General features: G+C 35.0%; 17 protein-coding genes. 3 read left to right on the plus strand and 14 right to left on the minus strand.

Going from position 1 to position 26,189, the window contains the following annotated elements; genetic code table 11:
• Positions 1-114: 114 nt before the first annotated feature.
• The 7 genes from ACIDC4_RS02095 to rpsF all read right to left on the minus strand — a co-directional run bounded on the left by ACIDC4_RS02095 (position 115) and on the right by rpsF (position 16,456).
• Positions 115-2,052, minus strand: coding sequence for an OmpA family protein (locus ACIDC4_RS02095; RefSeq protein WP_412044766.1), 1,938 nt, complete (start codon positions 2,050-2,052; stop codon positions 115-117).
• 12 nt (positions 2,053-2,064) lie between these two features.
• Positions 2,065-2,997: a PorP/SprF family type IX secretion system membrane protein gene (locus ACIDC4_RS02100; protein ID WP_412044767.1), complete on the minus strand. Its 933-nt coding sequence runs from the start codon at positions 2,995-2,997 to the stop codon at positions 2,065-2,067.
• 45 nt (positions 2,998-3,042) lie between these two features.
• Positions 3,043-13,452 carry an Ig-like domain-containing protein gene (locus ACIDC4_RS02105; RefSeq protein ID WP_412044768.1) on the minus strand — a complete coding sequence of 3,470 codons (10,410 nt, stop codon included), beginning with the start codon at positions 13,450-13,452 and terminating at the stop codon, positions 3,043-3,045.
• Positions 13,453-14,687: 1,235 nt separating this feature from the next.
• Positions 14,688-15,161: a DUF6495 family protein gene (locus ACIDC4_RS02110; protein ID WP_065449577.1), complete on the minus strand. Its 474-nt coding sequence runs from the start codon at positions 15,159-15,161 to the stop codon at positions 14,688-14,690.
• Between the two features lie 144 nt (positions 15,162-15,305).
• The gene (rplI, locus tag ACIDC4_RS02115) at positions 15,306-15,746 is read right to left on the minus strand and encodes a 50S ribosomal protein L9 (RefSeq protein WP_065449576.1); all 441 of its coding nucleotides are present in this window, start codon (positions 15,744-15,746) and stop codon (positions 15,306-15,308) included.
• A gap of 66 nt (positions 15,747-15,812) precedes the next feature.
• On the minus strand, positions 15,813-16,109 hold the full coding sequence (gene rpsR, locus ACIDC4_RS02120) for a 30S ribosomal protein S18 (RefSeq protein WP_002987043.1): 297 nt from the start codon (positions 16,107-16,109) through the stop codon (positions 15,813-15,815).
• Between the two features lie 5 nt (positions 16,110-16,114).
• Positions 16,115-16,456 carry a 30S ribosomal protein S6 gene (gene rpsF / locus ACIDC4_RS02125; RefSeq protein WP_007810575.1) on the minus strand — a complete coding sequence of 114 codons (342 nt, stop codon included), beginning with the start codon at positions 16,454-16,456 and terminating at the stop codon, positions 16,115-16,117.
• Positions 16,457-16,633: 177 nt separating this feature from the next.
• Between rpsF and ACIDC4_RS02130 the strand changes: the two genes are divergently transcribed.
• Positions 16,634-17,332, plus strand: coding sequence for a LytR/AlgR family response regulator transcription factor (locus tag ACIDC4_RS02130; RefSeq protein ID WP_065449575.1), 699 nt, complete (start codon positions 16,634-16,636; stop codon positions 17,330-17,332).
• Position 17,333: 1 nt separating this feature from the next.
• On the opposite strand, the gene priA is transcribed toward ACIDC4_RS02130, so the two are convergent.
• From priA to nadC, 7 genes are all read right to left on the minus strand, one after another.
• Positions 17,334-19,784, minus strand: a complete 2,451-nt coding sequence (gene priA / locus ACIDC4_RS02135; protein ID WP_412044769.1) for a replication restart helicase PriA — start codon at positions 19,782-19,784, stop codon at positions 17,334-17,336.
• A 53-nt stretch (positions 19,785-19,837) separates the two neighbouring features.
• Positions 19,838-20,242, minus strand: coding sequence for a PIN domain-containing protein (locus ACIDC4_RS02140; RefSeq protein WP_412044770.1), 405 nt, complete (start codon positions 20,240-20,242; stop codon positions 19,838-19,840).
• Positions 20,242-20,478, minus strand: coding sequence for a hypothetical protein (locus tag ACIDC4_RS02145; protein WP_065449572.1), 237 nt, complete (start codon positions 20,476-20,478; stop codon positions 20,242-20,244). Before ACIDC4_RS02145 ends, ACIDC4_RS02140 begins: the two co-directional genes overlap by 1 nt.
• Before the next feature lie 84 nt (positions 20,479-20,562).
• Entirely contained in the window at positions 20,563-21,297 is a 735-nt protein-coding gene (gene bla-B1-FLAV, locus ACIDC4_RS02150; RefSeq protein WP_412044771.1) for a subclass B1 metallo-beta-lactamase, read from the minus strand.
• 15 nt (positions 21,298-21,312) lie between these two features.
• Entirely contained in the window at positions 21,313-21,741 is a 429-nt protein-coding gene (locus ACIDC4_RS02155; protein ID WP_065449570.1) for a DUF2147 domain-containing protein, read from the minus strand.
• A gap of 4 nt (positions 21,742-21,745) precedes the next feature.
• Positions 21,746-22,666 carry a YihY/virulence factor BrkB family protein gene (locus ACIDC4_RS02160; RefSeq protein WP_412044772.1) on the minus strand — a complete coding sequence of 307 codons (921 nt, stop codon included), beginning with the start codon at positions 22,664-22,666 and terminating at the stop codon, positions 21,746-21,748.
• An 84-nt stretch (positions 22,667-22,750) separates the two neighbouring features.
• Positions 22,751-23,608: a carboxylating nicotinate-nucleotide diphosphorylase gene (gene nadC, locus ACIDC4_RS02165; protein WP_230037311.1), complete on the minus strand. Its 858-nt coding sequence runs from the start codon at positions 23,606-23,608 to the stop codon at positions 22,751-22,753.
• A 236-nt stretch (positions 23,609-23,844) separates the two neighbouring features.
• On the opposite strand from nadC, the gene ACIDC4_RS02170 reads away from it, so the two are divergent.
• The gene (locus ACIDC4_RS02170; RefSeq protein WP_412044773.1) at positions 23,845-24,945 is read left to right on the plus strand and encodes a DNA alkylation repair protein; all 1,101 of its coding nucleotides are present in this window, start codon (positions 23,845-23,847) and stop codon (positions 24,943-24,945) included.
• 359 nt (positions 24,946-25,304) lie between these two features.
• Positions 25,305-26,186 carry a pirin family protein gene (locus ACIDC4_RS02175; RefSeq protein ID WP_412044774.1) on the plus strand — a complete coding sequence of 294 codons (882 nt, stop codon included), beginning with the start codon at positions 25,305-25,307 and terminating at the stop codon, positions 26,184-26,186.
• Positions 26,187-26,189: the final 3 nt, after the last annotated feature.

Consider the following 26,189-nt stretch of genomic DNA (forward strand, 5'->3'; position numbering starts at 1 on the left):
TTCTTCTTGCCCATTATTCTTAAAAAGAATTAAACAAAACCAACTTCCAAATGGTTTCTTCGTTTTATGTTTTTATTCTAATAATCCCCAAATTAGAAGAATATAAACCTAAAACTATTTCTGAATAATGATAAAGTCTGATCTTCTGTTTAATAAATGTTCTTCTTCAGTACATTTTACTCCATTTTTACACTTATTAATTAATCGGCTTTCGCCATAACCTATTGCGCTTTCTATTCTCGAAGCGTCAATACCCTGTGCTACAATATAATCACGTGTCGATTTTGCTCTGTTGTCTGAAAGTTTCAGGTTATAAGCATCTTTTCCGCGGGAATCTGTATGAGACTCGATTTTGATACGGATATTAGGAAACTTTCGCATAATAAAAACTACTTTGGCCAATTCTTCAACAGCTAAAGGTGTTATATCGAATTTGTTATAGTCAAAATAAATAGGGTTAACATCTACTTTTTCTACTCCTTTCTTTTTAACTACAAGATCATCGTAATTACTTAGTTCGAAATTAACATCGGTAATTTCTGCTTCATTTTCCTTTGTAGTTTCTACTGTTTTTTCGTCGTTGCTATAATTTGTTTTTGTAGCCACTAGTCGAACTGTTTTATTACAAGGTACCGTTACAGCATATTTTCCTTCGTAGTTTGTTTTGGTCTCTGCCAGAATCTCATTGTACGAATTGTAAGCCACAATGGTAACGTCTGTTATTGGCGATTTTGATTTGTGATCGATTGCTTTACCTGAAATATTCTGGTTGCAAACCGGTTCTCCTTTTACAAAAGAATAAATATCATCATCACCTTTACCGCCTGCCCTGTTAGAAGAGATATAACCATAAGTACCCGTTTTATCAATAACAAAAGTAAAATCGTCTTTGTTACTGTTTATAGGAGCTCCTAAATTTTTTGGTGTAGAGAAACTTCCATCTGATAAAAAAGTACTTTGATATACATCGAGATCTCCTAAACCATAATGTCCGTCTGAAGAAAAGTAAAGTATTCCGTTACGAAAAAATGGAAAAAGATCATTACCCATTGTATTGATTTTTGGTCCCAGATTTTGAGGCGAACTCATCGTTCCGTCATCTGCAATTTTCACTACATACAAATCGGTTTCGCCATAACCTCCCGGCATATCTGACGCAAAGAAAAGCAATTGTCCGTCATCACTTAAACTAGGATGTCCAACTGAGTAATCATTATTATCAAAGAAAACTTTTTGCGGATTTTCTACTTTTCCATCTACAATTGAACCTTTTAGGATTTGAAAATTGTTTACACTATTTCCATCAGTAACTAATTTGTTTTTCTTGACAATATTCGAAGAGTAATAAATTGTTTTTCCGCTGGCATCAAAACTTGCTGTTGCTTCATGATATTTGGTCATTATATTGGGTATAAACAACGCATCATTAAACAAACTTCCGTCAGCTGGATTTCTCTCGGCTACATACAAATTTAGAAAAGGCTGATTGTTCCAATTATACAATTTATCAGCAAATCTTGTTGTATCTCTGGCAGATGTAAACACGATTCGATCCTGATAGAAAGTAGCTCCAAAATCTGATTTACTGGTATTGATATCTAAATTTTTAATCGAATAAAGAGACTTCGCCTTCGCCAGACTATCGAGCTGTTTTTTTTGAGCCACGTATCTGTTGATTTCTTTTTGATCTCCTTTTTTGTTTAGATATTCTTTCGTGATTTTATCTGCATCATCATAATCCATAACGGCTTTCATTGACTGGATATAACGCAGGTAATAGATATCTGTTAAATTATTGCCTTGCACTTCGTACAATCTTTTATACCATTTTAAAGCATTTCTGGCATCAGAAATAAAGTAATACGAGTCTGCGGCATTTTTTAACGTTTGAGCCGATGGGTTTTCGATATTTTGCAAACATTCTTCGTAAGCTTTAGAAGCATCTACATAAGAATAGTTTTTAAACAATGCATCGGCCTTTTTTAAATTAGTCTTTTGAGCAAAACCAAATGTAAAACTCAATACTAAACTAAGGATATATAATTTTTTCATAAGGTTTTATATTTAGAAGAATCGAGGGGATTTAATTTTACTTTGGTTCTTAGTAAATTGATAACGCAAGATGATTTCGTGCGATCCATCGTTGTATTTGTTCAATTCACTAACCGTGTAATCAAAAGCGTATCCGATGTAAAAACTTCTGGATATTTGAAAACCCGCCAATAGACTCACAGAATCATCTGTTCGATAAGATCCGCCAATTACAAATTTCTCTGCAATCATAAAATTCGCCGATATATCAGCTGTAAGTGGCGCTCCGCTTACTGCTTTTACTAAAAATGCAGGCTTAAACTTTAAATTCGGATTTAAATCAAAAACATAACCTCCCATTAAATAATAATGCAAACGATCGTAATCTATCGATTCCTGAACATCGTCGTAATAATTATTTTGAATAAAACTTGGGATAGAGAATCCTAAATACCATTTATCAGTATAATAGTAAATCCCTGCTCCAACAGCTAATTTCATTTGATTATCAATGTTTTGATTTAACAAAACATCATTATTATTGTAATACCTTCCCTTAGACCAATCTATATTCAACATTCTCATACCCGCTTTAAGACCAAATGCTAATCTTTTTTCATATCCTAAAGGAATTGAATAAGCAAAGTTTCCATCAATGTATAATTCGTTCGACGGACCTATTTTGTCATTTACGACACTTAATCCTAAACCAATCATTTCGTTTCGAAGTGGTGAATGAACAGAGAACGACTGCGTTTCTGGTGCTCCATCAATTCCAACCCATTGAGAACGGTGCAAAAGTGTTGCTTCTAATGTTCCGGTAGATCCTGCATAAGCAGGATTTACCGACATTGTGTTGTACATGTATTGTGTGTACTCCGGATCTTGTTGCGCACTGGCACAAAATGTGATAAAAGAACATATTAAAATAAAATACGTTTCTAATGATTTTATATATAGTTTCATAACGATACTTATTAAGTTTAATTAATTAGATGATTAATACGGCGATTATCTCATGATAGATAACCATCCTTTTTTAACCGTTCCGTCTCCAATGGTTATCACGTAAAAATAAGTACCTGTTGGCAGCATATCTCCTCTATTGATAACTCCGGACACATTGGCCGTTCCGTCCCAATCATTTTCATAATGTTGTTTACTATATACTAATGAACCGTATCTGTTATACACTTTCAACTCGTTGTTTGGATATGATTCGATACAATCAATTCTGAAAAGATCATTCGCTCCGTCATTGTTTGGAGTAAATTCATTGTACACTGTCAAACAAACCGGCACAACAGTAACTGAAGCCGAGTTATTTGATGCATCAACATCTAAAGGAGTCGAAATTTCGACAGTTGCAACGTTTGTATAATTACCGCTTGGCAATACTTCTGCAACGATTGTAAGTACTACGCTTTGTCCTGCATTTAATGCTGGAATTGTCCAAAGCTGTGTAGCTAAATCATATGTTCCTGCAGTTGTACTGGCGCTTACTAAATCAAATCCGCTTGGTAATAACTCGCTTACTATCGTATTGATGAAGTTACCTTGACCAACATTGTTTACTGTTACGGTAAATGTTATCTGCTCACCAAAATTAGGTGTAGGATTACTAACTGTATTTGTTATCGTTAGATCTGAACAAGTGGCTACATTTACATTTAATGATTTAATTGTTCTTTCATTACATGTATTAATGTAAGCAACACTCACTTTTCCAGGTCCGATGTCAGACCATGATATCGTTACAGTTCCATCAGCATTTCCTCCTCCGGAAGTAATAGTACCATTTTCAACTATCCACAGATAATCTGATTTTCCGTTGGCAATAGAATATGTAATTCCCTGGAAAACACATGGTGTATCGTCTGTAGTAGTGATTGGAACCATTGCATCATTTTCAAAAGAAACTGCAACTCCTAATCTGGAAATTCCCTCACAACCATTCGTTGTATTGCTACTTGCTACAGCATAATATGTTGTCGCTGTAAGTGGCGTATTTGCTGCTAGCGGTGTTCCACCATTTGCAGAAGTATACCATACTACATTTGCTTCATTTACAACTATATCTTCTATTGTTGGCAATGCTGATAAACAGAATGTCTGAGCTGTTCTTGGCGTAGTAACCAGAAGTGGTGTATTTATAACTACCGCTACTGCTAATCTTGATGGATTCTCGCAATTCGAACCACTTGCCACAGCACCGTAATAAGTACCATTAGCTAAAGCTGTTGTTGCCGGAATTGCCGTTCCTCCAGTCGGAGTACTATACCAAATTACATTTGATTCATTTACCTGAATATTCGAAACTTTTGGTGCATTTACAGAACAGAAGTTTTGAGTTGATGAACCTGTTGTAGGTGTTGGCATTGGATTAACAATAGTAATCGTAACCGCTAAACGAGTTGCGCTTTTACATCCAGTTACAGGATTTGTGATTTCCCCGTAATAAACACCAGAAGTTAAAGCTGTTGTTAATGAAATCGCTGTTCCTCCGGTTGGATCATTAAACCAGGATACATTACTTTCGTTTACCTGAATACTAGCAAATGTTGGAGCACTTGTTGAACAGAAGTTCTGTGCTGCATTATTTGTTGTTGGATTATTTGCGTTTCCAACAGTAACCGTAACTTTTAATCTAACACTGCTTTCGCAATTTGTAGTTGCATCTTTTAATGCTGCAAAGTAATCTCCGCTCACTAAAGCTGTTGTCGAAGCGATTGGAGTTCCTCCAGTTACTGCGTTATACCAAACTACATTAGTTTCGTTTACCTGAATACTTGCAACAGTTGGATTATTTTCTGAACAGAAACCCTGAGTAGCTAGTGTCGTTGTTGGCGTAGCAGGATCTGTTAAACTAATGGTTACTGATAATCTTACTGAACTCTCACAAGTTGTAGTAGCATCTTTTATTGCTGCAAAGTAAGTTCCGCTTGTCAGTGCTGTAGTAGACGGAATCGCTGTTCCGCCTGTTAAAGCTGTATACCATACGATATTGGCTTCATTAAACTGAACGCTGGCAAAAGTTGGTGCATTTACCAAACAGAAGTTTTGCGTTCCGGCTGTTACCAATGTTGGCGTAGCAGGGTCAGTTACATTAATGGTTACTGATAATCTTACTGAACTCTCACAAGTTGTAGTGGCATCTTTTATTGCTGCAAAGTAAGTTCCGCTTGTTAGTGCTGTAGTAGATGGAATCGCTGTTCCTCCTGTTAGAGCTGTATACCAAACGATATTGGCTTCATTAAACTGAACACTTGCAAAAGTTGGTGCATTTACCAAACAGAAGTTTTGTGTTCCGGCTGTTACCAATGTTGGTGTAGCAGGATCTGTTACACTAATCGTTACCGATAATCTTACTGAACTCTCACAAGTTGTAATAGCATCTTTTATTGCTGCAAAGTAAGTTCCGCTTGTTAACGCTGTAGTAGAAGGAATCGCTGTTCCGCCTGTTAAAGCTGTGTACCAAACGATATTGGCTTCGTTAAACTGAACACTGGCAAAAGTTGGTACATCTGTTAAACAGAAGTTTTGCGTTCCTGCTGTTACCAGAGTTGGCGTAGTAGGATCAGTTACACTAATCGTTACTGATAATCTTACTGAACTCTCACAAGTTGTAGTGGCATCTTTTATTGCCGCAAAGTAAGTTCCGCTTGTTAGCGCTGTAGTAGACGGAATCGCTGTTCCGCCTGTTAAAGCAGTATACCAAACAATATTGGCTTCATTAAACTGAACACTGGCAAAAGTTGGTGCATCTGCCAAACAGAAGTTTTGTGTTCCCGCTGTTACTAATGTTGGTGTAGCAGGGTCAGTTACACTAATCGTTACCGATAATCTTACTGAACTCTCACAAGTTGTAGTTGCATCTTTTATTGCTGCAAAATAAGTTCCGCTTGTTAGCGCTGTAGTAGATGGAATCGCTGTTCCGCCTGTTAGAGCTGTGTACCAAACAATATTTGCTTCGTTAAACTGAACATTTGCAAAAGTTGGTGCATTTACCAAACAGAAGTTTTGTGTTCCGGCTGTTACCAATGTTGGTGTTCCAGGATCCGAAACATTTATAGTAACTGATAATCTTACAGAACTCTCACAAGTTGTGGTTGCATCTTTTATTGCTGCAAAGTAAGTTCCGCTTGTTAACGCTGTAGTAGATGGAATCGCTGTTCCGCCTGTTAAAGCTGTATACCAAACAATATTGGCTTCGTTAAACTGAACACTGGCAAAAGTTGGTGCATCTGTTAAACAGAAGTTTTGTGTTCCTGCCGTTACCAATGTTGGCGTAGCTGGGTCAGTTACACTAATGGTTACTGATAATCTTACTGAACTCTCACAAGTTGTAGTTGCATCTTTTATTGCTGCGAAATAAGTACCGCTTGTTAGCGCTGTAGCAGACGGAATCGCTGTTCCTCCTGTTAGAGCTGTGTACCAAACGATATTCGCTTCGTTAAACTGAACACTGGCAAAAGTTGGTGCATCTGCCAAACAGAAATTTTGTGTTCCGGCTGTTACCAATGTTGGTGTAGCAGGATCTATTACACTAATGGTTACTGATAACCTTACTGAACTCTCACAAGTTGTAGTAGCATCTTTTATTGCTGCAAAGTAAGTTCCGCTTGTTAGTGCTGTAGTAGATGGAATCGCTGTTCCACCTGTTAGAGCTGTATACCAAACAATATTTGCTTCATTAAACTGAACACTGGCAAAAGTTGGTGCATTTACCAAACAGAAGTTTTGTGTTCCTGCTGTTACCAATGTTGGTGTAGCAGGATCTGTTACACTAATCGTTACTGATAATCTTACTGAACTCTCACAAGTTGTAGCTGCATCTTTTATTGCTGCAAAGTAAGTTCCGCTTGTTAGCGCTGTAGTAGATGGAATCGCTGTTCCTCCTGTTAAAGCTGTATACCAAACGATATTTGCTTCGTTAAACTGAACACTGGCAAAAGTTGGTGCATCGGCCAAACAGAAGTTTTGCGTTCCTGCTGTTATCAATGTTGGTGTAGCAGGGTCAGTTACACTAATGTTTACTGATAATCTTACTGAACTCTCACAAGTTGTAGTTGCATCTTTTATTGCTGCAAAATAAGTTCCGCTTGTTAGCGCTGTAGTAGATGGAATCGCTGTTCCGCCTGTTAAAGCTGTATACCAAACAATATTGGCTTCGTTAAACTGAACACTGGCAAAAGTTGGCGCATTTACCAAACAGAAGTTTTGCGTTCCGGCTGTTACCAATGTTGGCGTAGCTGGGTCAGTTACACTAATGGTTACTGATAATCTTACTGAACTCTCACAAGTTGTGGTTGCATCTTTTATTGCTGCAAAATAGGTTCCGCTTGTTAGCGCTGTAGTAGATGGAATCGCTGTTCCTCCTGTTAAAGCTGTATACCAAACGATATTTGCTTCGTTAAACTGAACACTTGCAAAAGTTGGTGCATCGGCCAAACAGAAGTTTTGTGTTCCTGCTGTTATCAATGTTGGCGTAGCAGGATCATTAACTATTACAGTTGCTACTTTAAGCTCTCCATTTTTATTCTGACATGTATTATCGCTGGTAACAGAAACATAATAAGAAATAGGACTCATTGCTGTTGTTAATCCGGTAGCTGTTAAAGCTCCTGTCGCGGCGTTAACTGTGTAAGTTACTCCATTAATTACCGAAGTATCAAAGATAGGCTGCGTTTTATTAGCATCTAAATACCAGAAGAAAACCGGACTACCTAATGCTGTCGTTGGTGTTAAGGTTGCAGGCGTACCAAGACAAATAGAAGCGTTATTTACATCAATATCCGATTCAAGAGAACTTGGTAAGATTGTAAATGTTACTTGTTTTCTGTCGGCAGGCGCAGTTTCACAATATTCATCTGCACTAACTCCTACATAATAAGTATAAGTTCCCGGAGCTAATCCATTTATTATCAATTTAGGAGTCGTTTCACCAGCTATTAACTGACTTGTTGTTCCGTTGAAACTATACCAGTAATATATTGGATTAGTAAGAGCTGGTACTCCATTTAAAACTGCATCTAAAGTTACTGTTCCTGTTTCAGAACAAATTATAGTACCAGGTCCTCCATTTATTGTTACGTTTGCTATAGCAGCTGCCGGAGTAGTTGCTCTAACAACAACTGTTACCTCTCCTCTTTCTAAAGCCGCACAACCGTAACGAATTGGCTGAATATAATATTTATAAGTACCCGCTGCCAAAGTAGCAGGAAGTGTGTACGTTTGACCACTTGTTAAAGGAGTTCCTCCAATTGGCGTGTCATACCAGGCGTAATCCGCACAAGATTTTGGCGGAACCGCGAGCGTAATTGTTGCTCCGGGACAAACCGTAATTTTATTATCCGGATCGCCTCCAATAACTTGAGTATTGGTTACACGATCAATAGTATGTACTCTAAGCTGATCTAAAACATTTGCTGCCCCGCCTAAAGTAATCACTACTCGATCATAAGGTTGTGTTTGAGGCGCAACAATTGTCATCGCCATAGTATCTCCTGCAAGTAATTTTAAGGTCAACAGACTTCCATCATCACCTTGTATTGGGGGACCAACAGCAATATTTCCTGAATAAAGCTGAATATTAAGTCCCGAAAGTACACCAAGACTTAAAAGAGTTCCCGGTTTAGAAATTGTAATTCGTAAACTATCTCCCACCATAGATGGTGTTCTAAAAGTTGCTGCTAACTCAGCATTGGCAAGTACTCCTACGCCATTAAACATTGTAGCATAAGTAGCAACATCTCCATCGGCTACATTCCAAGGGTTAGAAACACCTACAGTAGCAGTTAATACTCCAAGTCCCGCAAGCTCTTTTGCACCAGAGAAAATATCTTCGATATCGCCTTGACCACAAGCAATTTGTGTTACTTGTTTTTTATAGTAAGCATCATAAACATTAATATTTTGTGCTACACTTAAAACAGATCCTAGCTGAACCCTGATACCATCATAATCCTGAACTCCAGAAGTATTTGAAGGAACAAATGTATATTCGAATGAATTTTGACCTGGCAATAAAGTTAATAATGATCCTGACACAGATTGTAAAGTTCCAATATCAACAGGATTGCTAGATCCATCACGTTTTGTACCTACAACCGAAATACTTCCTCCTACTGCAAGTAAACTATTTTGTAAACCTAGTTTAACTGTGACCGGAGTTCCTTTAGCAATAGTAGTTGGCCATTGTAAGTTTTGCCATGTTGTACCAATACCCAAAACTCCTAAACCAGTAGTTATTGTTGAATAAGTACTTGGATCATTATCTACCGCCAAAGGTCCGCTTGTTACAGCTCCGGTAATAATTGTTCCTGATAATTCAGTATTAGCATATACTCGCTCTAATAATGTATCACAAGTAGCAGGATCTATAACGCTAATTGTTACTGTCTGACTAGTAGTACAAGTTCCAAGAGTAGCAATTACAGTATAGGTAAAAATGCCAACAGTATTAAGAGGCCCTACATTACTTGAAGGCACTAAATTCCCTTGTGGATCATACCATGCAATTGTTCCGTTTGATGTTGCAGTTAAGTTAACTGAAGAACCTTTTGTAACCGCAATTGAACTGGTTACACCCGTTAATGTCGGTACAGGATTTACATTAACTTCTACTGGTAACTTTACAGATGGACAAGCCACGCCAGTTGTCTGAGCCTGAATAAAATAATTACCAGTAGCGGTGATATTAGCAGCAACAGCATCTGTAATTGGATTATTGGCTGAATCAAAGAAAGTATAAGTTGTATTTCCTGTTGTATCAAAATTTGTAATAGCATCTTTTAGATTTACTTTAGCACAACCAGCAAATGGAGTTGCAACTGTTAAAGCTGAACCAGCAGGATAATTTACTACTACTTCTTTTAAAGTTCCGTTTACATTCTCGCAAGTTCCTCCGTTAAGAACAGATACATAATAAGTATAAGGTGAATTAGCGGCAGTAAGTCCGTTAACGGTTAAAGCTCCCGTTGAAGAATCTATAGTTCCCGTAGCAACTTGTGTTTTATTTTGATCTAAATAATATTTAAATGTTGCTCCTGCTAAAGCAGATGTTGGAGCCAATACTACAGTTCCATTACAAGAAGCAGTCAAAGGGCTTGCAATTGTAATGTTCGCAGCTGTTGGAATAGATAATACATTAACCGTTACAGGCTGACGAACACTATTAATACATCCTGCACGAGTAGTTTCTAAATAATAGATAGTGGTACTTGTTAAAGGAACAGTTGGACTTACAGCAACTTCATTTCCTCCTGTTGGAGCATCATACCATTTAAATTCATCATCTACTGACACAGAAGATGCGGACAATGTAGCGGTACTTCCCGCACAAATTGGATCCGCAACTCCCGTTATTGTAGCATTTGGAAATCTATAAGAAGCCCCATAAACATTCAAAGTAGTTAATAAGCCAACTAATGCTCCCAATCTAATTTCAACTTTATCAAATATTGCAGTTGCTGGGTAACTAACTTTAAATTTGTTTCCTGACAATACTTGCAGATTCAATATACTATTATTTACTGCAAGTCTTCCAGGATTTTCGGCCCCTAGATAAGAAGTTCCTATACTTACAGATCCTAGCAATGTAATATCAGCAAGACCGCCTGGTAATTCTAATTCAACATCAATAATGTCGCCTGCCTGCCCAGGAGTAGTAAACTCCAACGCTTGTTGAATATACGAATCAAGTACTCCTGCAGTTATAGTCAAAGAAGCAAATGTATTTGGGTTTGTGTCAACAGCATTATTTCCGTTAATACCATTACATAAAACACATAATAACCCAGGATCAACAGTTATTGCTTGTGTACTTGGCTTCAAACAACTACTAACCGTGCTGGTAACCAATACATTAATCGCCGCTCTTGAACTACTTCTACAATCAGATGCTAGAGCTACAGCTTCAACATAAAATGTTTTATTAGCCGTTACTACCGGATTAGGCGTATATATGCTACTACCACTACCTTGCAATAGATTTCCCCCCGTTGGAGCATCATACCAAAAATATGAAACCCCTGGACTACTTACAACAGACAACTGTACATCTTGTCCAGATTGAATGGTAACATTTGAAGATATCTGAACAGGCGCTGAAGGTCTTGGATTTACATTTACATTAACTGGTGTACGAGCACTTAAACAAGTTCCAATTACCGCTTCAATATGATAAGTAGTTGGAGCAGTCAAACTTGGAGTTACAAAAGAAGTTCCTGTAAATACCAATGTTCCTCCTGTAGCAGCATCGTACCAATTATACGTTGTACCTGCAACTGGAGATTGTATTGTTATGGTTGTAGTTTCTCCGCTGCATAAATTTGCAGGAACGGTAGAAATTGCTGTTGGTGCCACTGGATTATTTACTGTAACCGTAACAGGATTTCTTTCACCATTGACACAACCATTACGAGTCAATTCAACATAATAAGTTGTATTAGCAGTTAATGCAGGAGTTGTATAAGCTGCCGTACTAACCAAGAGATTTCCTCCTGTTAAGGCATCATACCATTTAACTGTTTCGCCCAAAGCTAAGCCAGCTGTTAAAGTAGTAGTTTGTCCACCGCAAATTGCCTGGCTACCAGAAATAACAGGTGCTTTATATCTATAAGTTGCCTGATAAATATCCAAATTAGTTAAAAGACCAAGCACACCTCCTAAACGAACTTCTACACGGTCAAAATTAGCACCAGCCGTAATACTTGCTCTATATCTAGTACCGCTTAATAACTGTAAAGTAATAAGAGGGTTACTAATCGTAACTCTATCATTATTATAAGTCGCGCCATTATAAGTTGCTAAACTAATTGCGCTTAACAACTGAACATCTGCTAAACCTCCTGGCAATTCCAAGTCAACATCAACAATATCACCAGCTTTTCCCGGATTCGTAAATTGTAATGTTTGCTGCATAGATCCTAATACATTGGCAGGAACAGTGAGTCTTGCGGCAGTTGCAGGATTTCCGTCTACAGAAAAATTTGGGTTTGTAGCATTACACAATAAACATATACCAACTTGAGTAGTTATTTGACTGCTGGCTTCACGACATCCGCCTAAAGCAGCTGGTTGAACCGTTACCGTTACAGGTACTCTTGTTGCACTCACACATCCTCCCGCAAGATTAACCGATTCAACATAATAGGTTTTACTTGCTGTTAAAATTGGAGTTGTAAAAGTATTAGAATTAGCTAATAATTTTGTTCCCCCTGTAGCAGTTTCATACCAATCTAAACCAACACCCGGTTCAGTTGTAGAAGCCGTTAAAGTCGCATTTTGACCAGAAAGTATCGATACACTTTGCGTTAATATCGTTGCAGGTCCAGGAACCGGAGTTGAAGTAACATCTACTCTCGTACGAGTCGATTTACACGCACCAATAGATGCCTCGACGTAAAAAGTAGAAATACCTGTAGGTACAGTTGGTGTATAAGTAGCACCAGTACTTATAGCAACGCCGCCATTTTCGACATTAAACCAGGAATAAGTCGTACCTAACACCGGATTTATAACCGATAAAGTAGTTGCCTGAGTGGCTCCCGAAGAACAAATAGTCGTTCCGGTGGCACTAATAACAGGCGCTATAGGCTGAACGACATTAATAGTTACGGGTAATCGTTGATCACTTTCGCAAACACCGTTTCTTGACGTACTTACATAATAAGTTGTTGAAGCCGTTAGTGCTGGCGTAGTATAAGTTCCTACATTCGAAAGTGGTGCAATCGCTGTTGGCGAGTCATACCACGCAACTGTAGTACCAGCTGCAGCTGTTGCAGAAAGCGCTACAGATTGTCCAAAACATACTGATTGTGTTTCTCCATTAGCAATTGTAGGACTTGCAAATTGCAAGCGTACATCATAAATTCTCAAATTTGTCAACAAGCTAAGAAATCCTCCAACTTGTATTTTAATTTGATCTGCATCAGCCGTAAGTGTGTATTTAAAAGAACCTCTTGTATCTCCGGCCAATAACCCCACATTCAACAGCGGATTATTTAATGCAATCACAGGCCCCTCAGTTACTGCAACTGAGTTTTTTGACTGAATACTAATGTTAGACAATAAGTTAACATTTAAGGTCAAATTGGAACCGTAATAAACAACTATTTGATCCCCGGCTTTTGCCATCTGACCAAGAACAAATGTTTCTTGTGCTATACAATTACCCACACCAACCGTATTGGTTAATGAAGAAAAAGTATCCAAACTTGCGTCAATAGCATTATCTGGATTAGCAACACTTGTTCCAATACACAATAAACCACCTCCGGCTGTATTTGTTTGTGAGGTTGGCCGACAAAAGGTTTGCGCAAAGTTTTTATTACTTATAAGAAATAAAAACAATAAAAGCCAGACGGCTAACAATCTCTTCTTAACGATGAGATCATAAAAAGTAAAAGTTTTTTTCATAATTTGGAAGATTAGAAAATGGACAATAAAATACCTCTTGCGATAAGCACGTATGCTTAAGCAATTCTTAAAAACACTAAAAATCAACTAGTTAAAATGAAATTTAAATTCGTAGTATACTAAGAATGTAAACTGCATTTCAGTAAAAAAATCATGTCGTATTACGTATACCGAAGTATACCAAAGAGCAGTTTTTATTCCTGTAGAATAAAAAATGTCCGAAAAACTTTAGGGAATATTGATCTGAATCAATCTTCCAGGAGGAGTGATTTGTTGCAGGATTAATTTTCATAAAAGAAAATTTAAGTTGAGTAGAACTGGGGGAATTCTTAATATATAGTATGATTCAATATCTATAGAAAGTTGATTAGGCAATCTGTAAATTTTGTTGATTTAGAATTAATTCTAAAAATTGAATCATTATGCTAATTAAGAAGCACTTTCTGGTTTAAAAAATTTTTAAACACAAAAAGGTCTTCATCAACAAAGTCGCCGATTGGGCTTTGAAAATAAAAAACGTGTATAACTATAAAATTGTTGAAAAAAGTTTGCACTTAATAAAAAATCGAATTTCAAGAAAAATCGATTAATTCTGATACAGATAAAAAACAAAGTCAAAATAATAGGAATAATTAATGCAAACCTGATAAAGAGAGTAAATGTCAATTCCATAAGCGAACTAATTAAGTTATTATTTAAATCTTCAGTTTTCAATTAAAGTATCAATGAAGTTTGTTTTTTAAAATTTTAAAAAATCATCTTTTCTTTATTTTAAAAAAGTGCCAAAAACTACTTTGTTTAACTTTTGTATTCTAAAATTATAAAAAACAAAAATGTAAAACAAGCATAAAATTCTTATTTTTTTAAATTAAAAGAAGATCAGAATCATAAAAAACGATCAAAACATCAGAAAAACCTACGCCTTTAACAGAAAAACATCTGTTATAAATTTCATAAAAAAGTAACTTCATTTTTTGTTAAATATACAAAAAGTAGGTTTAGGATTACTTTTAAGTATTAGTAATCGATTGAAATGCAACATAAAAAGTTAATTTGAAAAGCAAAACTTACATTTCACTTCTAAGAAAAAGAATTCTTTACACTATTCAAAAAAAACAAGTATAAATACGGGGTAAAAAAAACAAAAAAGTTTAAACGAAAGTTAAAATAATAAAAAAAAGGCAAACAATTTAACATCAATCATTTACCTTTTTATAATGTAGAATAACAAAAAATTACGATTCGATAATAGTATTAATTTGAGTAAATAATTGACCATCGCTTAAAAAAGCACCTTGCTGGATCAATTCAAAAATAGAAGCATTCCTGTCTTCTGTAAATACTTTTTTCCCAACCTTCATTTCTATGTTCTCTGTAAACATATTATCGCTTAACCACTGTAAGCCATCTTTAGTCAGGAAATCAGTTTCAGGAACCAATGATTTTAAAACTATAGATTGTACATCTTTTTCAAAACACTTAAACAAGAAGATATGATTTCTGGAGAAATGCTCTAAATATTCTGCTCTTGACAAAACACCTTCCCAAATTAAATCAGAGAAAACATCCAGTTCCTGCTCAGCCACTTCCGGCTTATTTATTTTGATAGAATCCCACTCTGCTTTATCAATAGTTTGTGTAGCTAAAAAATTAGCGAATTCTGCGTGCAATTCATCAAATTGCTCCTTTGTTAGTCTTGCGTATTTCATTTTCTTTTTTAGGCTTTATGCCTTACGCTATTAGCTTTAAGCAGGATGCTTTGCGCAAATAACTCTAAGTCTGATTAATTATTATTTCTTTTAAACAAAAAAATCCCGATTCGCATCGGGATTTTTGTATAGTATAAAAAACGATTACTTTTCAGCAACAATTTCGTATGGTAATTCAACGATTACATCTCTGTGTAAACGCACATTTGCAGTGTATTTACCAGTACGTTTAACGATACCGCTAGTGATGAATTTTCTATCGATTACTTGTCCACCTTTAGCTAAAGCTTCAGCGATATCAATATTCGTGATTGAACCGAATAATTTTTCACCACCTGCTTTTGCAAAAAGTTTAATTTCGATAGCTTTTAAAGTTTCAGCTAATGCTTTTGCATCAGCAACAACTTTAGCTTCTTTGTGAGCTCTTTGTTTTAGGTTTTCAGCCAATACTTTTTTAGCCGAAGGAGTTGCTAAAGCAGCAAAACCTTGAGGAATTAAAAAGTTACGTCCGTAACCAGCTTTTACAGTAACTACATCATCTTTAAATCCTAGATTCTGTACGTCTTGTTTTAAAATAAGTTCCATGTTGTTGTCCTTTATTTGAGAAGTTAGGTTCCATCTTACCGGAAACCAACAACTATTCTTTTAATATTATTTTAATAAATCGGCCACGTATGGCATTAAAGCTAAGTGACGAGCTCTTTTTACAGCTACAGAAACTTTTCTTTGGTATTTTAATGAAGTTCCAGTTAAACGACGAGGAAGAATTTTTCCTTGCTCATTAACGAATTTCAATAAGAAATCAGCATCTTTATAATCGATATATTTGATTCCTGATTTTTTGAAACGACAGTACTTTTTAGTTTTGTTAGTTTCAATGTTTAAAGGCGTTAAATATCTGATATCTCCGTCTTTTTTTCCTTTTGCAGATTGCTCTATTGTAGACATAATAATTAAGCTTTAGTAGATTTTAATTTGGCTCTTCTTCTTTCAGCCCATGAAATAGCATGTTTGTCTAAACTTACAGTTAAGAAACGCATAACTCTTTCGTCACGTCTAAATTCAGTTTCAAAAGCAATTAGAACTTCTCCAGCTACTTTGAATTCGAATAAGTGGTAAAAACCACTTTTTTTGTTTTGGATTTCGTAAGCCATTTTTTTCAGACCCCAATCCTCTTTCGATACCATTTCAGCTCCTCTACTAGTAAGAAATTCTTCAAATTTCGTTACTGTTTCCTTCACCTGAACCTCAGATAAAACGGGATTTAAAATGAAAACAGTTTCATAATGATTCATAAATACAATATTTATTTGTTAAAATTGGGTGCAAAAGTAACCATTTAATTTATATATACAACACTTTTTTACTTTTATTCGTTGTAATGTAAAAAATGCAGGCTGTTTTTAGTTTTTTTTACAAAAAAATAATACATTTACTACTGCTATCCTGAATTTATTCTAAATTTTAATGTTATGAAACTAAACTGTGTTGTTGTAGATGATAGTTCTATACAAAGGACCATTATTGCAAAATTAGTTAATAATCACCCAGGTTTGCACTTAATCGGGGATTTTTCTAATGCAATAGAAGCAAAAAGCTGTATTTCTCTAAATAATATAGACTTAATCTTTCTTGATATAGAAATGCCTGTTATTAATGGATTTGATTTTCTGGACGGTTTAAAATCTAAACCGCAAATTATATTTATTACTTCTAAAGCAGAGTACGCTTTAAAAGCTTTCGATTATGATGCTACTGATTATTTGCAAAAACCTATCGCGGTAGATCGCTTTAATGCCTCTGTAAAGAGAGCAATAGATATGCATTTGCTTAAAAAAGACGTAAAAGAAGAAGAAGGCGAACATATATTCATCAAGAGTAACCTTAAAAAACTTAAAATTTTCACCGCAAAAATCAAATGGATTGAAGCTTTTGGGGATTATGTAAGAGTGGTTACCGAGGATGATAGTAACCTGGTACTGTCTACAATGAAATCTTTTGAAAACGATTTATCAAAAGACAAATTTATTCGTGTACACAAATCTTATATCATCAACATTGATAAGGTAGAACGCTTTAACAGTAAATTTGCTGAAATTGGTATTACCAAAATTCCGCTTAGCCGAAACAAAAAAGAAGATTTAGTAAAAGCATTGTCAACGTCGTCATAATTTAATAAAAATCGACATTGGCAATAACCTTTATAGCTCTGTACTGAGCAACAGCTTCAAAACTATTCAACATTTTCTGAATAGTTTTTTTTGTGCCCGCTAAAGGCATATTATTCGGAATCTTAATCAGGATAGTCCTGATATATTCATTTCTGATTCTACTAATCGCCGGCTCCTCAGGTCCTAAAACCGGAATACCCAGATTTTGACTCAAAACCTGATACAACCACATCGAACCTTCTTTAAGTTTTTCAAACTCACGGTGCTTCAATGTTAGTTTAATAATCCTGAAATAAGGTGGATATTTATAAATCTGACGATCATACAATTGTTCCTTATACATACCCATATAATTATGGTTTGTAACCTGCTGAATTGTATTATGATTAGGATTATAAGTCTGAATTACTACTTTCCCCTGTTTTTCTGACCTCCCCGCTCGTCCGGCGACCTGCGTCATCATTTGAAAACTGCGTTCAAAAGCTCTGAAATCAGGATGATGCAGCATATTATCGGCATTCATAATACCAACCAGACTTACGTTATCAAAATCTAAACCTTTGGCCAGCATTTGTGTTCCTACTAAAATATCAACTTCGCGATTTTTAAACGAATCAATTATTTTTTCGAAACCAAACTTTCCGCGAGTCGTATCCTGATCCATTCTGCCTGTTTTAGCTTTCGGAAAAAGTGACACTAACTCTTGTTCAATTTGTTCCGTTCCAAAACCTTTTGTCGTCAAATCGATACTTGAACAACTATGGCAATGCGTTGGTTTTGCAATAGAATAACCGCAATAATGACAACGCAATTGATTTTTATGTTTATGAAAAGTCAGACTCACATCACATTGCTGACAATGTGGTACGTGTCCACAAGTCATACATTCTATTATAGGCGAATATCCACGTCTGTTTTGAAACAAAATCACTTGCTCGCTTAAAGACAAAGCTTCTGCAATTTCTTCAATTAAAAGATCACTAAAATGCCCTGTCATTCGTTTTCTAAAATGCTTGTCTTTTAAATCGACCAAAAGCACTTCTGGCATTCGAACATCATTATAACGCTCTGTAAGCGTAACCAAACCGTATTTATCTGTTTGCGTATTAAAATACGTTTCGATACTTGGCGTAGCTGATCCCAGTAAAACTTTTGCATTATGAAAATTCGCCAAAACAATAGCCGAATCCCTGGCGTGATATCTTGGCGCAGGATCCGTTTGCTTAAACGTCTGCTCGTGTTCTTCATCAACAATTAGTAAACCTAAGTTCTCAAACGGAAGAAACAAAGCCGACCTTGCTCCTATTACAATTTGGGCTTTTGTTGAATTTTCGAGTGTTTGTTTCCAAACCTCAACTCTTTCATTATTGCTGTATTTAGAATGAAAAACTGCTACCTTATCGCCAAAATGAAGTCGTAAACGCGATACCAATTGAGTAGTAAGCGCGATCTCAGGCAACAAATACAAAACTTGTTTTCCTGTCAATAAATACTCTTCGATTAACTTGATATAAATTTCTGTTTTTCCGCTTGATGTAACACCGTGAAGCAAACAAACTTCTTTATCTAAAAAACTATTTTTAATCGATTCAAAAGCAGTATTCTGAGCTTCACTTAACAATAATTGCTTCTCAGTTGCTTGTCCGGAAAATGAAACACGATCTTGTTGCAAAAGGTATTCTTCGAAAATTTCTTTATCAATTAAAGCTTTTACTGTAGTTGAAGTTGAATTCGAAACCTCAACCAGTTTTTTGACAGTTATGGGTTTCTTTTCAGAAGCCATTAGTTGAAAGTAAGCCAAAACAATTTCCTTTTGTTTATTAGCACTTTTTAAAACTTCCAGCAATTCTCCCAAACCATTATCTGATTCGTATTTTGCATGCAGTTTTACATACCGAACCAATTTTGGCTTATAACTTTCTTTTATTTCTTCTTCTAAAACAATAATATCTTTTGCAATTAGTTTTTGAAGGATCGGAAAAATATTCTTTTTGTTCAAAATAGAAACAATTTCCCCAACCTTTAGCGAACTTTGATGATGCAAGGCTTCATAAATCAAGAATTCGTCATCAGAAAGTTCAGAATCATTTACCAGCGTATCCGTCTTATGCGAAACTACAGTTTCACTTTCCAGCAATAATCCGCTGGGAAAAGCGCCACGATATACATCGCCAATGCCACACATATAATAGTTTGCCACCCAAAGCCAGTGTTTGATCTGGATTTCAGTCGCAATAGGTTTTTCGTCTAATATTTGATGAATTTCTTTGGCATCATATAAGCTTGGTTCATTTTGATGAATATCAATAACCAAAGCTGTATATATTTTACTTTTACCAAAAGGCACCGCAACGCGCATTCCTTTTTTAATAAAATGGAATTCGGCCTCAGAAATACGATAAGTAAAGGTTTTGGCTAAAGAAAGCGGTAGAACAACTTCGACAAAAAACATGTAGATATTTTATAGGATTTAGAAAACTATCTGAAAAAATCAATCAGAAAAACTTAAACTCTTTCAAACCAATTCTCCATTTGAATTCCGTTTAAAAGTTTAAAATCTTTAGTATTATCAGTAACCAAGATTAATTGATTTTCAATTGCAGTGACACCTATTAAAAGATCAAATTCATCATTTATTGGCTTTCCAATTTTTCTAAGCCGTACTTTTTCGATTGCATATCTTTTAATCGAGCCAAAAATTGGAATAATAGCTAAACCTTTTAAAAAAATATCCACGGCTTTATTCGATTTTATTGGATCATCACTATTTTCAGCACCAAATCGAAGTTCTGCAACTGTAATTTCAGAAATATAACAGTTATCCAATCCAACTTCCTTTACTATTTTATCAAGATTCAATCTTCCTCTTAAAAAGAAAACACAAATGCTTGTATCAAGTAAATATCTCATTAAAATTTAATTTCAGTGTTTTTAAATTTTCTGTTGGATTTAATTTCAGAAACAATTTCTTCTGCAGATTTTTCAGAAGAAAATGCCCCAAAAGACTTATAAAAATTATTCTCTTTAGATTTAGCAACTTTTAAAGATTTTGTAAGTCTTTCGATAAGTTCTAGTTTATTCGAAAAACTTAGCCCCTCAAATAAATCTGAGTAGCTTTCAAGTATATTTTTATCAGTTATTGTCATTTTAAATCTAATTAAATTAGTTTTCAAATATAAGCAAAATTAAGCTATTTTATATAATACCAATTAAAGAAACATTCACAATAATCAGTGCTGGGCAGCATTATATTCCTTCACTAATTCTAAAGTATGATTTAAAGAATTTAGATCTTTCCAGCCGTCATGACCGGTAATAATATATTTAGGATTTTTAAATTTTACCTGTACTTTTTTAATCGACTTTTCCCAATCTTTTACATTTGCATCGCCTAAATAACCTAAATCTTTTGCTTCTGTACTTTTGATAAAACAACCTCCGTAAAGTACTTTTTCTTTATTAAACCAAACTACAACATTATCCTGAGCATGGCCTTTACCTGGATAATAAACCTCAAAAGTATGCTGTCCTACTGTAAATGTCGTATCATTTGGGATTATAAATTGAGCTCTTTTTTCGTTGTTTTTCTTCAGAATCTCGTCTGTTAATTTTATAGTATAGGTTTTAATTCCTTTTTGTCTGTAAAAATCCAAACCTCCTGCCCTGTCTTCATGAGAGTGCGTTGCAAAATGCATCACAACCTCTTTATGATGTTTTGCTTTTATACTGTCTAATAAGGGCTGAAATTGCGTTTTATCCCAAGGTGCATCAAACAAGACAACGCCTTTATTGGTAACAAGATACAGTGCATTGGCAGAAATCAGCGTTCCTTTATACTCATGAAAGGTTTTATAAACATAAAAGTCACCTGTAAGATGACTTATTTGTAATGGCGAATTCTTAGATTGTCCGAAACTACTGGAGAGTATCCCTAAGAATAAAAGTATTGATGCTAACTTTCGCATTTTATTGTAATGATATTAATTCTTCACTCTTGTCCAATATTGGGTTCTTCCCATGATAGAAATTCCAACATAACCGCGTAACTTAAGTTTATCCGCAGATTCAAGTGTTATATAACATTTGTATTTTTTACCGCTTGTAGGATCAAAAATAGTTCCTCCGCTATATTCATCACCATCTTTTTTAAGTCCGTTAATGATATTTAAACCTAAAATTGGTTTGTTTTTATCTGCTCCTTCACATTTTGTACAAACATCTTTTTTATGATCGGCACGAAGTATCTCTACTACTTTACCATACACTTTTCCTGATTTTTCATAAATCTCTACAACAGACTTTGCTTCTCCGGTTTCATCGTCAATTGTTTTCCATTTTCCAATAACACTTTGAGCCTGAATGCTCAATGCAAAGAAAAAGACACCAATAGTTAACATCCAATTTTTCATAATATTATTTGTTTTTTTGTTTTAATTTTCTGATAGAAGCATTCAATTCGAACCCTAAAAGCAGAATCATACAGTTTATCCAAATATAAAACATTAGAATCAATAATGTACCAATTGAGCCGTAAAGTTCGTTGTATTTTGAGAATTTTATAACCCAAATCCCAAAAAAGAACGAAGATATAACAATTAATATGGTTGTAAAAACAGATCCGATGCTTATAAAAGGTACTTTATTATATTGCTTTGTACCATAACGCAATAATATTGAAGTTGTTATCAAAATCATTAAAACAACAAACAAATATCGACCCAAAATAATCAGCGGAATACGATCGCTCAGCACATCCTGAATAATTGTTTTTTGAATGAATACCTCAAAAACTACAATTGTTGCCACGGTTACAAACAATATAATGGTCATTACAAGTGATATTGCAAGCGCCACTAAATACTGACTAAACCAGCCTCGTTTATCAAAAACATGTTTCGAAGATTCAAAACCGCTTAAAATCCCGTTAATACCATTGGCCATCAAAAAAATAGAAAGTAAAAAACCTGATGACAGCAAACCCGAATGACTATTATTTAAAATATCACTAATAATTTTATTAATAGCATCGTACGTATTTGGCGGAACACTTTGCTGCACAAACAGCAAAAAATCTCCCTGAAAATTATCTATCGGAATAAACGGAATCAAGTTTAGAATAAATAATGTAAAAGGAAATAAGGCCATGAAAAAACTAAAAGATACGGCACTCGCATGATAAGAAAATGCCCCTTCAAGAATTCCTAAAGTATACATTTCGAGCAAATCATATATCGAAAAACCTTCGAGCCAAGGCATTTTGATTCTCTTTAACAATCGGACAAGAGAACGCACTACAGGAATCTTTTCAATCCGATCTTCTATCTCTTGAGACATAATATTATTTTAGATTTTAGATTATTGAGTTTAGATTTTTATTGTTTAAAATTCATAACTCAAAATTCATAATTCACAACTTCCTTAAAAAGCCTTCAAACTCAAATCCATATTGTAAACTGAATGTGTCAAAGCGCCTGATGAAATATAATTTACACCACACAAGCCATATTCACGAATCGTTTTTTCGTTGATATTTCCCGAAGATTCTGTCTGGCATTTTGAACCAATTAACTGAACAGCCGTTTTGGTATCTTCATAATTAAAGTTGTCAATCAGGATTCTGTGAACTCCGTCACTTAAAAGGATTTCACGAATTTCATCCAGATTTCTGGCTTCCACAATAATTTTTAAATCTAAATTATTGGCTTTCAAATATTCCTTTGTTTTCTTTATTGCTAAAGTAATTCCGCCTGCAAAATCAATATGATTGTCTTTTAACATCACCATATCATACAAGGCAAAACGATGGTTTTCGCCGCCTCCTATTTTTACAGCCCACTTTTCTGCAACTCTGAAATTTGGAGTTGTTTTACGCGTATCTAATATTTTAGCGCCTGTACCCTCCAAAAGTTGCATAAGATAATCTGTTTTTGTAGCAATTGCCGACATACGTTGCATGGTGTTCAAAACTACTCTTTCTGACTTAAGAATAGACTGAGAACTTCCAGAAACCTCAAAAACAACATCACCGTATTCTACATGCGTTCCGTCTTCTATATAAGTCTTGATTTTTAGTTTTGGATCTACATATTCAAATATCATTTTTGCAAGCGCAACACCCGCAATAATTCCCTGATCTTTCACCAATAATTTGGCTTGACCGTGCGCCGTTTCCGGAATACACGCCAATGAACTATAATCGCCTGTGCCTACATCTTCGCGAATTGCATTGCTAATTAATAGTTGTAATTCGGTTTGAAATTGTACTTCGCTAATCATTTTTCTTAAATTTTATGAGATGCTAAAGTAGGACATATTTTGTGGATTTGAAAACTACACTAAAGTGAATTTATTTTTTAACAGCAAAATACGTCTTTTTTTTACCATTAAGATATTAAGAAAATTAAGCTACCGTTCTTTATCAACTTAATATCTTAATGGTTCAAAAAACAAAAAACTTAATAGTTCAAAACAAAAAAACATTAAATATCTTTGAGGTTCATTCAAACAAGATCATGGGCTTAATTAAAGATATTTACTCGGTTACTTTTTACGAAAAATTTGGTCAGGCTGTGGCCGAAGTACATCGTGCTTTCGATAAACAAAAATTTATTGATACGATTTACGAAGGCGATTTTGCTCAAAAAGAATGGAAAGAACGTATGAAACACACCACGGTTGTGTTGCATCAATTTATGCCACAAAATTTTCCTGAAGCTGTTGTTTTAATTGATAAAATCATCGAAAGCCTGAAGAAAAATAATTTTACTGATGGTAACCTGGCTTTTATTTTCTTTGCTGATTATATCGAAATGTATGGCTTAGACGATTTTAAAACTTCGGCGAAAGCCTTTGTTTCGATCACTCAATTTATCAGTTGCGAATTTGCCGTTCGTCCTTTTATTTTAAAGTACAAAGAACAAATGATCGACGAAATGACAAAATGGTCTCTGCATGAAAATCATCACGTACGCAGATTATCAAGCGAAGGAAGCCGACCAAGATTACCCTGGGCAATGGCGATTCCGTTCTTAAAGAAAGATCCAACTTCTATCCTGCCAATTCTGGAAAACCTGAAAAATGATCCATCGGAATATGTGCGCAGAAGCGTTGCCAATAACCTGAATGATATTGCAAAAGATAATCCGCAGATTGTATTAGAAATTGCCAATAAATGGAAAAATCACAGTAAAGAAACAGACGGAATCATCAAACATGGTGCTCGTACTTTACTAAAACAAGGACATCCTGAAATACTAAGTCATTATGGTTTAGAAAGCGCCAATATTGAACTTTCTGATTTTGAAATTAAAACTCCTGTTGTAAAGATTGGAGATTATTTGCAGTTTCAATTTCATTTAAATAATAAAAACAACGAAGCTAAAACTGTTCGTTTAGAATATGCTGTTCATTACAAAAAATCAAAAGGACATTTGGCAAAAAAAGTCTTTAAAATCAGTGAGAAAACCTATCAGCCCAACCAATTAATTAAGATGGATAGAAATCAATCCTTCAAAATTATTACTACAAGAGTTTTTCATACCGGAATGCATCAATTGTCTATTATTATTAATGGAAATGAAAGTCAAGCACTGGAATTTGAACTTACGGATTAAAATTTTAAACACAAATTTCACTAATTATCACTAATTGATTTTTTAGTTTTTTATCAATCTGAGAAACGAATAATCTTTAACCGCATTGTCAGACTGAGCGAATTCGAAGTCCCTCAAAGTGATTCAGCATATGGGACTTCGACTTCGCTCAGTCTGACAAAAAAACACATAATTCATACTATATTCACCACTTAATCTGTGTTAATTCGTGAAATTCGTGTTATATTTTTAATCTAATGAAATCCTTATAATTCTATTTCTTACTTTTATAAATAATACCAGAAACAAATTTTCTTAATCTAAATTAAGTTACAGATGGTGACTACCACTGTAATTTTGCTTCAACTAAAACGAATACCATGTCAAATATCAGTTTAATTATCGAAGAACGTGCTGCCAATATTGGCAACTTTATGGTAGGCAGATTATTGCCTTTCCGTGAAAAAAGAGCTGTTGGACCATTTGTCTTTATCGATCATATGGGACCTGCACATTTAAGTGATCATGAAAATATGGATGTTCCTCCACATCCGCATATCGGACTTTCGACTTTGACTTTTTTGTTCGAAGGAAGCATTATGCACCGCGATAGTTTAGGAACCGAATTGGAAATAAAACCAGGTGCTGTAAACTGGATGACGGCCGGAAAAGGAATCGTACATTCTGAAAGAACGCCTGAATATTTAAGACATTCTGACAAAATGCTTCACGGATTGCAAATTTGGGTGGCTTTACCAAAAGAATTAGAGCAAATGGAACCGAATTTCACACATGTTGAAGCAGATGATATTCCGGCTTGGGAAGAAGATGGCGTATCCTATAAATTAATTGCCGGAGAAGCCTTTGGAAAAAAATCCCCAGTTCCTGTTTATAGTCCGTTATATTTTATTGAGATTAAAAGTACCGAAGCTAAAAAAATAAATATCGGAAATCATTTGTTCGGCGAAAGCGGTTTATATATTCTGGAAGGAAGCATCAAAAGTGGCGAACATGTTTATGATCCTAAGCAAATTCTGATTACAAACGACAGCACTTTATGCGAGTTTGAATTAGCCGAAAACTCTACGGTATATATCTTTGGTGGAACACCGTTTCCTGAAGAACATTTTATCTTTTGGAATTTCGTTTCATCAGACAAAAACTTACTCGAAAAAGCTAAAAAAGACTGGACCGAACAAACTTTCCCAAAAGTTCCGGGAGAAACTGAATTTGTGCCTTTACCTCAACCTAGAATCAAATAAATT

This window comes from Flavobacterium sp. C3NV (assembly GCF_046825355.2).
In the GTDB taxonomy this organism is placed as follows: Bacteria; Bacteroidota; Bacteroidia; order Flavobacteriales; family Flavobacteriaceae; genus Flavobacterium.

Excerpts from the sequence above, each read along its gene's own strand:
- rplI (WP_065449576.1), bottom strand. The coding sequence starts at position 15,746 with ATGGAACTTATTTTAAAACAAGACGTACAGAATCTAGGATTTAAAGAT.
- ACIDC4_RS02130 (WP_065449575.1), top strand. The coding sequence starts at position 16,634 with ATGAAACTAAACTGTGTTGTTGTAGATGATAGTTCTATACAAAGGACC.
- ACIDC4_RS02140 (WP_412044770.1), bottom strand. The coding sequence starts at position 20,242 with ATGAGATATTTACTTGATACAAGCATTTGTGTTTTCTTTTTAAGAGGA.
- ACIDC4_RS02145 (WP_065449572.1), bottom strand. The coding sequence starts at position 20,478 with ATGACAATAACTGATAAAAATATACTTGAAAGCTACTCAGATTTATTT.
- ACIDC4_RS02155 (WP_065449570.1), bottom strand. The coding sequence starts at position 21,741 with ATGAAAAATTGGATGTTAACTATTGGTGTCTTTTTCTTTGCATTGAGC.
- rpsF (WP_007810575.1), bottom strand. The coding sequence starts at position 16,456 with ATGAATCATTATGAAACTGTTTTCATTTTAAATCCCGTTTTATCTGAG.
- ACIDC4_RS02175 (WP_412044774.1), top strand. The coding sequence starts at position 25,305 with ATGTCAAATATCAGTTTAATTATCGAAGAACGTGCTGCCAATATTGGC.
- nadC (WP_230037311.1), bottom strand. The coding sequence starts at position 23,608 with ATGATTAGCGAAGTACAATTTCAAACCGAATTACAACTATTAATTAGC.
- ACIDC4_RS02170 (WP_412044773.1), top strand. The coding sequence starts at position 23,845 with ATGGGCTTAATTAAAGATATTTACTCGGTTACTTTTTACGAAAAATTT.
- rpsR (WP_002987043.1), bottom strand. The coding sequence starts at position 16,109 with ATGTCTACAATAGAGCAATCTGCAAAAGGAAAAAAAGACGGAGATATC.
- bla-B1-FLAV (WP_412044771.1), bottom strand. The coding sequence starts at position 21,297 with ATGCGAAAGTTAGCATCAATACTTTTATTCTTAGGGATACTCTCCAGT.
- ACIDC4_RS02095 (WP_412044766.1), bottom strand. The coding sequence starts at position 2,052 with ATGAAAAAATTATATATCCTTAGTTTAGTATTGAGTTTTACATTTGGT.
- priA (WP_412044769.1), bottom strand. The coding sequence starts at position 19,784 with ATGTTTTTTGTCGAAGTTGTTCTACCGCTTTCTTTAGCCAAAACCTTT.
- ACIDC4_RS02160 (WP_412044772.1), bottom strand. The coding sequence starts at position 22,666 with ATGTCTCAAGAGATAGAAGATCGGATTGAAAAGATTCCTGTAGTGCGT.
- ACIDC4_RS02110 (WP_065449577.1), bottom strand. The coding sequence starts at position 15,161 with ATGAAATACGCAAGACTAACAAAGGAGCAATTTGATGAATTGCACGCA.
- ACIDC4_RS02100 (WP_412044767.1), bottom strand. The coding sequence starts at position 2,997 with ATGAAACTATATATAAAATCATTAGAAACGTATTTTATTTTAATATGT.
- ACIDC4_RS02105 (WP_412044768.1), bottom strand. The coding sequence starts at position 13,452 with ATGAAAAAAACTTTTACTTTTTATGATCTCATCGTTAAGAAGAGATTG.